The following is an 11,569-nucleotide window of genomic DNA, read 5'->3' as shown; positions in this document are numbered from 1 at the left end:
ATAGGGATACTGGCAATGAAGGATTTGGCTAAAGGTTCACGACAAAGCATCACAAGCAATGATATAAGAAGCAATGACATAGAAAATAATGTTCATAAGCAAAACAAACAAGCTTCAACATTCACAAGCCTAGGTCTGACAGCAGTACTGGCCATAGGTGGCATCGCATTAGCCACACAGAGTGCACAAGCAGTATCACCGCTAACTGTCGTCAATGGCATTACCTCAAGTGGCGGCGTGGGCGTTAGTAAAGATATTCTCTATGGCGATGAGCCTTTACAAGACTTGGATATTTATTATCCCAAACCTCTAGCCCAAGCAATGAAAGCACAAAACGTGATTGAAGATACATATCCTATGGTTGTTTTTGTCTACGGTGGTTCGTGGGAAAACGGTACCAAAGAGCAATATGCTTTTGTTGGTAAGAGCCTAGCGCGAGCAGGCTACGTGACCGCAGTGATTAACTATCGGAAGGCACCCGAACATCCATATCCTGACTATGTAGAAGACACGGCAAAAGCAATTGCATGGAGCCATGACAACGCTAAGACATTACATGCAGATTCTAAGCGTATGGCTGTCATGGGACAATCATCGGGCGCATTTAACGTAGTAGCAGCTGTGTCTAACGAGGATTTTTTAGCACCTTATGGTATCAAGCCAAGTGATATTAAAGCGGTAGTTGGTATCGCGGGTCCTTATAGCTATGACTTTAGGCAGTTTGATAGCGCCACGGCTTTTCCTGCCGATGCGACTCCTGATCAAGTCATGCCCGACAGACAGTTAAAAGGCGAGCAGCCGCCTTATCTATTATTGACTGCTGAAAATGATAAGATTGTCTACGACGTAAATACGATTAATATGACAAAAGCGCTAAAAGATTATGGCGCAAGGGTAGAGGTCAGTGAGATAGAAGGTGCCAGTCATGCGACCAGTATCGGTGCGATGGCACCACCACTGCGTTGGTTGAATGATGTGCGCTCACAAGTGCTGACTTATCTGGATAAAGAGCTGAAATAGCTCATTCTCTGACTATAACTCTACAAAAGGTTAGTATCACTATTTACAAGTACCACTGTTTATAAGTAATATTGCTTAAGTATCAAAGAATAAATCCTCAACTGGCATAGCGCTCGTTGGGGATTTTTATTGTGTAGGGCGTGTCATCAATTAGCACATTAATACATTTAGTGGTTTTAAAACGGTTGAATTTATTAATACTATAATAAAAACCTGTCAATTCAATGCGCTATTCCCTTATGATAGAAAACAGACATTATCGAATATATAGTAAAAACGAAAAGTTCTAAGACAACGTTTAAAGCGGTGAAACACCCACTGAGCCCAAAGGACGATTATCATGACTATATTTATGCGACCACTCAAAATTGCACTACTAAGCTTAACGTTAGCAGCACCTTCATTAGCATTTGCCATCGGTGGCAATGATCCTGTTCCAGGAATTGATATTATCATTAAAAAAAATCCTGGCTCAAAACCTATTGCTAATATACCGTTAACTGATTCAGAGATGAGTCAATATAATGCGCTCAAAGAGAATGATCGTCCTGTTTATTTAAGCAAGGTTATAGTGCCAAAGTTAGAGCAGGTCAATAAAAAATACGATTATGATATTAAATGGGATGACATTATCGAAAAAGGTGTTAATCAAGATTGGTGCACACCAGAACGATGCAATATGAAGACGAGAGTCGTCATACAGCTTGAGATTCCAGAGAGCTTGAGTCAATCTGATGTTAAGTTTAGCTTGGCGAGTCAGTCAGATACCGTGATAGAAAAACGTACCATAAGGCGAGTTACTCAAATGGAAAGACGTTAAAATTTTGGTATATCATTTAGCCTCTTTTATCGTCCAAGCAACCATTACGATGACTGTTTGGGCAGTGCTACTTATAATCAGTGCTTATAGTCGATGCGCGACAGTAGACTGAAAGCGCCTGATATTATATCCAGTCTATGTAAAATTGATGATATGTATATGTCATGTGCGCTTATACACAGACAGTGCTGTAAGATGTTCAAACTCTTGTTATAATGTTGCCATTCAAATAATACCCATTTATATAAGACAGGATATTTTATGAGCATGAACGCTGACGATTTGATTGCATTTTTACAGACTCACTTTCCAGACGCTTTTATTCAAGCAGCCAATCAAGGCAATAAGTTTGATGTGCGTGTGGTTGATGCCAGTTTTGAAGGCAAACGTGCCGTCCAACGTCAACAAGCGATTTATGCGTTAGTAAACGATAAAATTGCCAGTGGTGATATTCATGCGCTTAATATTCAAGCATTGACACCTGCTGAATGGGAAACTCAGCAAAAAGGCTAAGCTTTATATTGTCTTAGTTTTTTTATTATGACTTTCAATTATTTATATTTTTCACACTCACAGCTAGGTTGTCACTTTTATGGATCAGTTCTTAATCACAGGTAGTAGTCGTATCGCAGGGGAAGTTACTATCTCTGGCGCCAAAAATGCCGCTTTGCCATTGTTGGCCGCGATGATATTAGCAGAGACCCCGACGACACTGCACAATGTGCCGTCCCTGCAAGATGTACGAACGTTGATTAAGTTGATCGCTGGCATGGGCATCAATATCGAAAAACAGGGCGACACTGTCACCTGTGATACCAAAAGCATCGATAACTTTTATGCGCCGTATGATTTGGTCAAAACCATGCGTGCCTCTATTTTAGTATTAGGCCCATTACTGGCACGTTTTGGTGAAGCAGAAGTGTCGTTACCTGGTGGTTGTGCTATTGGCTCTCGTCCTGTTGATCAACATCTAAAAGCATTTGAAGCGATGGGTGCTGAAATTAGTGTAGAAAACGGCTACGTAAAAGCGCAAGCGCCAAAAGGTGGCAAGCTGATTGGCTGTAAATTCTCGTTTGATATGGTGACCGTTGGTGGTACCGAAAACGTCATCATGGCCGCAGCACTTGCTAAAGGCACCACTGTTTTGGGTAACTGTGCACTAGAGCCAGAAGTGGTCGATTTGGCCAACATGCTGGTCGCCATGGGCGCGAAAATTAGCGGTATTGGTACAGCGACCATGATCATTGAAGGGGTTGAGCGCTTGCATGGCTGTGAGTATTCAGTCGTGCCCGATCGTATCGAGACAGGATCTTATCTTGCTGGTGCGTTAATGACTCGCGGTGATGTGTTGGCCAAAAAAACCTCTGCGTTACTATTAACCCCAGTATTAGAAAAGTTTGAAGATATGGGGGCTGTGATTACTACTGGTGACGACTGGATTCGTGCGCAAATGAGCGGACGTCCCAAGGCGGTGGATATTCGTACTCAACCGCATCCAGGCTTTCCGACCGATATGCAAGCACAGTTGATGGCGATTAGTTGTCTTGCCGATGGTACCAGTACGTTTATCGAAAACATCTTTGAAAATCGCTATATGCATGTACCAGAGCTCAATCGTTTAGGTGCTTCAATTCAAGTAGATGGTCATACCGCTGTGGTAAAAGGTGTCGAAAACTTTACTGCTGCGCCAGTCATGGCAACGGATTTACGTGCTTCTATGTCATTGGTTATGGCAGCAGCCACTGCTGAAGGCGAGAGTTTAATTGACCGTATTTATCATATCGACCGTGGCTACGAAGACGTAGAAAACAAACTGCGTGCGCTTGGTGTGAATATTGAACGTATCAATACTAATGATTAATATTGACTGATTCATTCCCATGGTGTGAGTTGTTTTTATTAGTGATATCATAAAACAAAACGTTTAGCGTTATAAAATTTAAAAATCCTCTTAATGAGGATGCCAACTGTACATGGACACGATGTCATTATGACTGAAGCTACCAAAGCATTACCATCTAGCGGTATATTAAATGAAGTAAATGATGAGTTTTCGGGGTTAACACTGGCCTTATCAAAAGGTCGTATTTTAGAAGAAACCATGCCGTTGCTACGTGCAGCTGGTGTGGAGCTGCTAGAAGACCCTGAAGCTTCGCGCAAACTTATTTTTCCAACATCGAACCCAAATGTCCGCGTATTGATTTTACGTGCTAGCGATGTGCCGACCTATGTAGAGCACGGTGCGGCAGACTTTGGTGTGGCGGGTAAAGATGTATTGCTTGAGCATGGTGCCAATCATGTGTACGAGCTGCTAGATTTGCAGATTGCTCAGTGTAAGCTGATGACAGCTGGTGTCAAAGATGTCGTATTACCGAATCGTCGCCTACGTATTGCGACCAAATATGTCAATGTGGCACGTGCTTATTTTGCCAGTCAAGGTCAGCAAGTGGATGTGATTAAACTATATGGATCGATGGAGCTTGCTCCGTTAGTCGGTTTGGGTGACTTGATTGTCGATGTTGTCGATACTGGTAATACTTTACGCGCCAATGGGCTAGAGGCGCGTGATCACATTTGTTATGTCTCATCTCGCCTTATCGTCAATCAAGTCAGCTATAAACGTAAGTTTGCGCTACTTGAACCGATTTTAGACAGCTTTAAAAGTAGTATTGCTAGTGCTTCATAAGCCAGTGGTATTCATTGGTAATATTAAGCATTGTTATACAAATTTTTAAACCAGTTTAGCGCTCTATGGTAGACATAGCATGCTAAACTGGTTTTGTTGTGTTTGCTTGTTAGCATATAAAAATTCAGTATACTCGTGATTACGTTAGTCATTAAAGTGATGATAAATGTTGAATATGCTTTATTTTTGCATCGTTAATTTTTAGCCGCATTTTATGCTCAGATATAGGATTAAGTTATGCGCCAATTAAGTACCCAAGATGCCGATTTTGATAGTCAATTGACAGAGTTACTTGCATTTGAAACTGTCAATGATGCCGATTTGTTGAAGACTGTCGATGATATTATCGCGCAGGTACGCGCGGATGGCGACAGTGTGGTATTGGCTTTGACTCAGCAGTTTGATCAGCATCCAGCGACCACGATGGAGTCGTTAGAGTTGTCTAAAGAAGTGTTGGCTGAAGCATTTGAAAACTTGGATGATGATGTACGTGAGGCTCTCACCACTGCGGCCACACGGGTACAGACATTTCATGAACGTCAAGTGCAAGAAACATGGCAGTATGAAGATGAGCTAGGCAATCGTCTTGGTCAAAAAGTCACACCACTTGATCGTGTGGGTATTTATGTACCAGGCGGCCTAGCATCGTATCCGTCATCGGTATTGATGAATGCTATCCCTGCTAAAGTAGCTGGCGTTGCCGAAGTCATCATGGTAGTACCAGCACCGAAAGGCATACTAAATCCACTGGTATTGGCTGCAGCTCATTTAGCAAAAGTAGATCGCGTCTTTACCATTGGTGGCGCGCAAGCAGTAGCAGCTTTGGCTTACGGTACAGAAACGATTCCTGCTGTTGATAAAGTAACAGGGCCTGGTAACAAATATGTGGCTGCCGCCAAACGAGCAGTGTTTGGGCAAGTGGGTATCGACATGATCGCAGGCCCATCTGAAGTATTGGTCTATGCAGAAGGCGAGGCGCAAGATCGCGCTGATTGGCTGGCTATGGATCTGTTATCACAAGCAGAGCATGACAGTATTGCCCAAGCCATTTTTGTGACGACCAGTGAACAGCAATTAGCTGAAGTTGCCGCTGAAATCGACAAAGCATTGGCAGAGTTGCCAAAGGCTGATATCGCTCGTGATTCGCTACAAAATCGTGGCGCACTTATTCTAGTTAAAGACCGTGCCGAAGGTGCTGCAGTAATTAATCGAGTTGCACCTGAGCATTTAGAGCTGTCTGTTGATGAGCCAGATGTTTTATTGGGTAATATACGTCATGCGGGCGCTATTTTTATGGGCCGCCATACACCAGAAGCCATTGGTGATTATTGTGCAGGACCGAACCATGTATTGCCAACCTCGGGTACAGCAAGATTCTCTTCGCCACTTGGTGTGTATGACTTTCAGAAAAAGTCATCCATCATTTATTGTAGTGAAAGTGGTAGTAAGCCACTGGCCAAAACAGCAGATATCTTAGCACAACGTGAAGATTTGGACGCCCATGCTCGTTCAGCACGCTATCGTTATCAGTAGCTGTCTGTACTGAAGATACTAATGTGATAAATTGATAGTGCATTATTATTTTTAGAGGTTTTAAAGTTATTAAAATGGATAATAATAGGATAACTTATGAGTGAACTAAAGATAGACACCAGACTGTGGTCATCTAAAGCACGTAATTTGTCGCCTTATACACCAGGCGAACAGCCGCAACATGACAACTTATGCAAACTGAATACTAATGAAAATCCGTTTCCACCTTCTCCAAAAGTAGGACAGGCGATCGCTAAAGTATTGACAAAGCAGGCGGATGACTTGCGTTTGTATCCAGCGCCTGAATCTGAGGATTTGCGAAAGGCTTTGGCTGATTTTTATGACCTTGATCTTAATCAAGTGTTTGTAGGTAACGGTTCAGACGAAGTGTTGGCTCTTGTATTTGCAAGCTTTTTCCTAAAAGAGCGCCCTGTTTTAGCACCTGACATTAGTTATAGCTTTTATCCTGTGTATGCGCATACCTTTGGTATTGAGCTGGTGCAAATCGCGCTAGAAGCTGATTTTAGCATTAGTCCAGACGCGTACCGTCAGCCTTGTAGTGGTATTATCATCGCCAATCCGAACGCACCTACAGGGTTGTTAATGTCGCTTGCTGATATCAGAAAATTGGCTAACGAGCACTCCAATGCCGTCATCGTTATTGATGAGGCCTACATTGATTTTGCTCAGACTGAAGAAGGTTCAGTATCTGCCATTAGCCTTATCAATGAGTTTGACAATCTATTGGTCACCCAGACTTTTTCTAAGTCACGCTCGCTTGCAGGGTTGCGTGTGGGTATGGCCTTTGCTAATGCGTCATTGATTGAAGCGTTGACACGTATGAAAAACAGCTTTAATAGCTATCCACTAGATAAGTTAGCACAAGCTGGTGCGACGGCGAGTGTCTTGGATGTTGAATATTTTGAGCAAACGCGTCAGCAAGTTATTGATCTGCGTGAGTCACTAACAGCGGAGCTAACAGCCTTGGATTATCAAGTGCTACCGTCACATGCCAACTTTGTATTTGCCCGTCCAAATGATGGTGATGCCAGTGCTGTGGCCAGTGCGTTACGTGAGCAAGGAATCATCGTCCGTCATTTTGATAAGCCGCGAATCAATGAGTACTTGCGTATTACCGTTGGTACAGCAGAGCAGCATGAGCGTTTAATCAGTGCACTGACTGCGCTGCGAGCTATGAGTACTTAAGTGAAAAATTTGAATATAATTCGTAATCGACCATTGATTTGTACTATTGATCATATTTTTAATGATCTTTACTGCGAGCAACTCATCGAAAAAAGTGAAATGCAGCAGTATGAGCAAGCACAAATTACGGTCGGCAATGACCAGTTTCGAACAGATACGAGCGTCCGAAATAATGACCGTATCATATTTGATGATGCTGACTTAGCAAAAAATCTCTTTGACCAAGTGGCGTGTTATTTACCAAAAACGTGGGATGAGGGTTTATGGGAGTTGTCTGGGCTGAATGAGCGTTTTCGTTACTATCGTTATGGCGAAGGCCAAACGTTCAGACCACACTTTGATGGTGCTTATGAGCAAGATAAGTTTCATAAAAGCTTCTTAACGCTATTATTTTATTTGAATGACGACTTCGAAGGTGGTGAGACAAAATTTTATCAATGGCAAGGTGGTTGGTATAATAACGATACACCTAACTATGTTGTTACACCGAAAAAAGGCCAAGCATTACTGTTTGCACATCAACAGTTCCATGAAGGTGCACCAGTGATATCGGGTGTTAAATATGTATTACGAACAGATGTCATGTATCGAGCAATATGTCTTTAATAGATGCCTTAAAAGCATTACATGCGGATACGGATGTTACTGCTGATTGACGAATCGTCCTTGCTATATTGATACTGATTAGTAAAAATAAAGCCTGCCAACATTGTGTTGAGCAGGCTTTATTTTTATTTACTTCTTAAAATTATACCTATAGTCAAAGAAGTCTAAAGTGGATACAAGGCAGCCGGCCGAAGATTGTACAAGTAGTACATTTAGGGAGGGTAACGCTGTAGCCATTTAGTAGTTCTTTGACTATAGTTCTATTTGCTCAGACTTTCTTGGGCAAGCACTGATAGTAAATTGCCCACTTTATCTAAACATTCTTGGTATTCGGCATCGCAGTTAGAGGCGATAGTGATACCACCACCAGCCCACAAGCTGACTTGTTTTTCTTTCTCCAAATCACTATGTGATAAAGCGTTGGCTTGCAACGTACGAATCAGTACATTCCATTGGCCACTACCATCAAAATTCATATAACCTAGAGTGCCACAGTAAGCGCCACGTGGTGTGGTCTCTAGTTCGGATATAATCTCGACAGCGCGCTTTTTGGGTGTGCCAGTGATAGAACCAGCAGGCAAACTACCGAATAACACTGCCAACGGATGAGTGTTTTCTTTGAGCTCTGCGGTGATGGTGCTAACCATGTGATGTACATTGCTAAAGCTTTCAATAGTAAATAGCTGTGGTACTTTTACGCTACCAGTTCTGGCATATTTACCCAAATCATTACGTAATAAATCAACAATCATCACGTTTTCAGCACGATCTTTTTCACTATTGGTTAGCTGTTGTTTTAATGCTGAGTCTTGTTTAGCGCTTACTCCTCGAGGTAGCGTCCCTTTGATAGGTTTAGTGATGATGTGATGTTTGCCAGTGCTAGCATCTTTTTTGAAGGTAAAAAACAGCTCAGGTGAGCAGCTCAACAGTTCAAACGAATTTGTAGATATATTAGAAGCGTTTAGACTATCATCTGTTCCATTAATCGATAGATACCCTGCAAAGGGCGCCTGCGTATTACGATATAGCATGGGCAAATAATCAATCAGATTTGATGTTGATTGGATATTACTTGTTTTATGAGAGAGCTGACCACGCCATTCTTGCGTTAGATTGATTTGATAGCAGTCGCCTTGCTTTAGGTAGTCTTGAGTGCGGTCAAATGCTTGTTGATAATCAGACTTGCTCCAGCGTGCTTGTAATATTAAAGGAGTAGGTTCTGATGACTCAGAGCCATCGTTATCGATAGATTTATCAGACAGTTTTTTATCTAGTCCGTCTAAATATGAGATAAGCGCTATAACAGCTTTATTACTCAACTCATCGTTAATGGTTTTATCTGAGTGATTAGTAATGGTATTGACGGTTAACTGCCAACCGGTTTTGCTGTTTTTTTTAGGTGATAGATAAATATCGTAATGACCCAATACTGCACAAGGCTGTGCTGCGAGTTCAATGTTGGCAGCTGGACTGAGCTCAAAAGCCGACATATCATAGCCGATAAACCCTATTAGGCCATGATGATAGTATGGAGTGATATTGGCTATAGTTGAGGGCTTTTCATCATGAATGGTATTGCTAAGCTCAGGTGCATAAGCCTCACTATACTGTATCAACTCATCTTGCCAATCAGCGTAGCTTATAGCTTTCGCTGTTATAGATTGAGCTTCATTCGTACCTGCATCACGGCAATGCCGAATCACTTTATAAGTAGCCAATTGTGTATCAGGTGACTGGTTATCAGCAGTATTAAAATAAATAGACCAGCTTACTTTGGGGAGTAGGCCAATGACAGGCCGTCCATCGTTGTTTAGCCAAACCAACTGCCAGTTTGCTCTAGACTCTTGTGCTATTAGATAGCGCTGTAAATGCGGCATTAATTCTGCAGCAGGCAGATCACCAAAACGCCAGCTAGGGTTAGTAGCTGGCGATAGGGCAGAATCGGTCTGCTTAGTAGTCTTGTGGTTTTCTACGTGCATCGGTTACGCGTCGAACTTTTTGATGATTAGTGTGGCGTTGGTGCCACCAAAACCAAAGCTGTTGCTCATCAGTGTCTCAAGCTTCGTTTCACGCATTTGATTGACGATATCAAAGCCTTCAGCGGCAGGGTCTAGCTCTTCAATATTGATACTTGGTGCGATAAAGCCTTCTTGTAGCATCAATAAGCAATAGATTAATTCTTGTGCGCCAACTGCACCTAAGCTGTGACCAGTCATAGATTTGGTTGAGCTGATAGCAGGGATTTTACTGACATCATCACCAAATGCTTTCGCAATCGCTTTAAGCTCAGTGATGTCACCTAGTGGCGTGCTGGTACCGTGAGTATTAATATAGTCCACGCTGTCTAATCCAGCTTCGGCCAAGGCCTGCTGCATACAGCGTACCGCGCCTTCACCGCTTGGCGCAACCATCTCAGCACCATCAGAGCTAGCACCATAACCAACGATTTCCGCGAGGATATTGGCACCGCGTGCTTGCGCATGCTCCAAGCTCTCGACCACCACCATTGCGCCACCAGCTGCAATCACAAAACCATCACGGTCTTTGTCATATGCGCGTGAAGACTGTTTAGGCGTATCATTATATTGTGTACTCATCGCGCCCATTGCATCAAACATGCATGACTGGGTCCAATGCTCAGCTTCACTACCACCTGCTAAAACGACATCTGCTTTGCCTAGCTGAATCAGCTCAGCAGCATGACCGATACAGTGCGTTGAAGTCGCACAAGCAGAGGACAAAGAGTAAGAAACCCCATGTATTTTAAGTCCTGTTGCTAGGGCTGCCGACACTGAACTGCCCATGGTTTTAGGCACTGCCATGGCACCAACACCGCGTAAGCCTTTTTCGCGCATGGCATCTACCGCATTGACAATATTTTCTGTTGAAGCGCCACCAGAGCTTGCTACCACTCCGACACGTGGGTTTTGGCCAATGACATCAAGCGTCAATCCAGATTGTTTGATAGCATCTAACGCACTAACATAAGCATAGAGACTGGCATCACTAAAAAACCTTTTGAGCTTGCGGTCGATAGCAGAGGTATCTAGTATTGATTTATCAATACTACCACTGACCTGTGACTTGAACTCATGCTCAGCATAAGAGTCATTAAGCGTAATGCCAGACTGTCCTTGCTTCAAAGAGTCAGTAACTGTGGCTAAATCATGTCCGATACAAGAGACAATCCCTGCTCCAGTGATAACAACGCGGCGCATATTCTATTCCTTATAAGTAACGATTTTTTGATGATTACTTTTAATAAGTTATTTTTAATGAAGTACCAATAATTAAAGTACTGCTAATAATCGTTTTTAAATGTTTACTTCTATTATTTGATTTCAAGCGTACCACTCCCTCATAACCACAATGTGTCAAAACAGTGTGTTAGAGAAAATATATTTTTGAATATCAAATGCTTTTGTTGCAGCTATAATAGCTGTCACAACTAAACGATACATTGTCTATAGATGTTGCCTATAGGTATTGTCTAGATGTACTGTTTAAAAGGGATTTTATAAATCCGAGTACAACTGTACTGTGAATTATGGCATATCATAACGTATCAAGCGCCCAAAATCTTTGTGCAAGTGCAAAATAACCACAAAATAGCGTTGTTGAATATTAAAGGCTATCTATAACTTAAACCCATAAAAGGTAATATGAAGAGGGCAGTCATCGACGTATTTATCAAAGAT

Annotated in this window: 10 protein-coding genes; 8 read left to right on the top strand and 2 right to left on the bottom strand. The window is 42.4% G+C overall.

What is annotated here, in order from left to right; genetic code table 11:
* The first annotated feature begins 15 nt into the window (after positions 1 to 15).
* The 8 genes from ACT3RN_RS11775 (at position 16) to ACT3RN_RS11740 (ending at position 7,871) form a co-directional block, all read left to right on the top strand.
* Positions 16 to 1,020 (top strand): alpha/beta hydrolase, encoded by a 1,005-nt coding sequence (locus ACT3RN_RS11775; RefSeq protein WP_192519906.1) that lies wholly within the window; start codon positions 16 to 18, stop codon positions 1,018 to 1,020.
* Positions 1,021 to 1,360: 340 nt separating this feature from the next.
* On the top strand, positions 1,361 to 1,840 hold the full coding sequence (locus tag ACT3RN_RS11770) for a hypothetical protein (RefSeq protein WP_442062621.1): 480 nt from the start codon (positions 1,361 to 1,363) through the stop codon (positions 1,838 to 1,840).
* A gap of 267 nt (positions 1,841 to 2,107) precedes the next feature.
* Positions 2,108 to 2,353 (top strand): BolA/IbaG family iron-sulfur metabolism protein, encoded by a 246-nt coding sequence (locus ACT3RN_RS11765; RefSeq protein ID WP_192519908.1) that lies wholly within the window; start codon positions 2,108 to 2,110, stop codon positions 2,351 to 2,353.
* A 79-nt stretch (positions 2,354 to 2,432) separates the two neighbouring features.
* Entirely contained in the window at positions 2,433 to 3,701 is a 1,269-nt protein-coding gene (gene murA, locus ACT3RN_RS11760; protein ID WP_442062619.1) for a UDP-N-acetylglucosamine 1-carboxyvinyltransferase, read from the top strand.
* 129 nt (positions 3,702 to 3,830) lie between these two features.
* Complete coding sequence (gene hisG, locus ACT3RN_RS11755; RefSeq protein ID WP_192520242.1) at positions 3,831 to 4,526, top strand: ATP phosphoribosyltransferase; 696 nt, start codon at positions 3,831 to 3,833, stop codon at positions 4,524 to 4,526.
* 237 nt (positions 4,527 to 4,763) lie between these two features.
* Positions 4,764 to 6,059, top strand: a complete 1,296-nt coding sequence (gene hisD, locus ACT3RN_RS11750; protein ID WP_192520241.1) for a histidinol dehydrogenase — start codon at positions 4,764 to 4,766, stop codon at positions 6,057 to 6,059.
* 96 nt (positions 6,060 to 6,155) lie between these two features.
* The gene (gene hisC, locus ACT3RN_RS11745) at positions 6,156 to 7,265 is read left to right on the top strand and encodes a histidinol-phosphate transaminase (protein WP_192520240.1); all 1,110 of its coding nucleotides are present in this window, start codon (positions 6,156 to 6,158) and stop codon (positions 7,263 to 7,265) included.
* Positions 7,266 to 7,871 carry a prolyl hydroxylase family protein gene (locus tag ACT3RN_RS11740; RefSeq protein ID WP_318779549.1) on the top strand — a complete coding sequence of 202 codons (606 nt, stop codon included), beginning with the start codon at positions 7,266 to 7,268 and terminating at the stop codon, positions 7,869 to 7,871. It begins immediately after the preceding gene.
* 260 nt (positions 7,872 to 8,131) lie between these two features.
* Here the strand turns inward: ACT3RN_RS11740 and ACT3RN_RS11735 are convergent, their stop codons facing one another.
* Positions 8,132 to 9,850: an anthranilate synthase component I family protein gene (locus ACT3RN_RS11735; RefSeq protein ID WP_192520239.1), complete on the bottom strand. Its 1,719-nt coding sequence runs from the start codon at positions 9,848 to 9,850 to the stop codon at positions 8,132 to 8,134.
* Between the two features lie 3 nt (positions 9,851 to 9,853).
* Positions 9,854 to 11,089, bottom strand: coding sequence for a beta-ketoacyl-ACP synthase II (locus tag ACT3RN_RS11730; protein ID WP_192520238.1), 1,236 nt, complete (start codon positions 11,087 to 11,089; stop codon positions 9,854 to 9,856).
* Positions 11,090 to 11,569 lie beyond the last annotated feature (480 nt).

The sequence above is a fragment of the Psychrobacter sp. AOP5-GZ1-6 genome, assembly GCF_052376345.1.
Lineage (GTDB): Bacteria > Pseudomonadota > Gammaproteobacteria > Pseudomonadales > Moraxellaceae > Psychrobacter.
This window is presented reverse-complemented; position numbering and strand designations above follow the sequence as displayed.

Coding starts and splice junctions, on each gene's coding strand:
- ACT3RN_RS11770 (WP_442062621.1), top strand. CDS start 1,361: ATGACTATATTTATGCGACCACTCAAAATTGCACTACTAAGCTTAACG.
- hisG (WP_192520242.1), top strand. CDS start 3,831: ATGACTGAAGCTACCAAAGCATTACCATCTAGCGGTATATTAAATGAA.
- hisC (WP_192520240.1), top strand. CDS start 6,156: ATGAGTGAACTAAAGATAGACACCAGACTGTGGTCATCTAAAGCACGT.
- murA (WP_442062619.1), top strand. CDS start 2,433: ATGGATCAGTTCTTAATCACAGGTAGTAGTCGTATCGCAGGGGAAGTT.
- ACT3RN_RS11730 (WP_192520238.1), bottom strand. CDS start 11,089: ATGCGCCGCGTTGTTATCACTGGAGCAGGGATTGTCTCTTGTATCGGA.
- ACT3RN_RS11735 (WP_192520239.1), bottom strand. CDS start 9,850: ATGCACGTAGAAAACCACAAGACTACTAAGCAGACCGATTCTGCCCTA.
- ACT3RN_RS11765 (WP_192519908.1), top strand. CDS start 2,108: ATGAACGCTGACGATTTGATTGCATTTTTACAGACTCACTTTCCAGAC.
- ACT3RN_RS11775 (WP_192519906.1), top strand. CDS start 16: ATGAAGGATTTGGCTAAAGGTTCACGACAAAGCATCACAAGCAATGAT.
- hisD (WP_192520241.1), top strand. CDS start 4,764: ATGCGCCAATTAAGTACCCAAGATGCCGATTTTGATAGTCAATTGACA.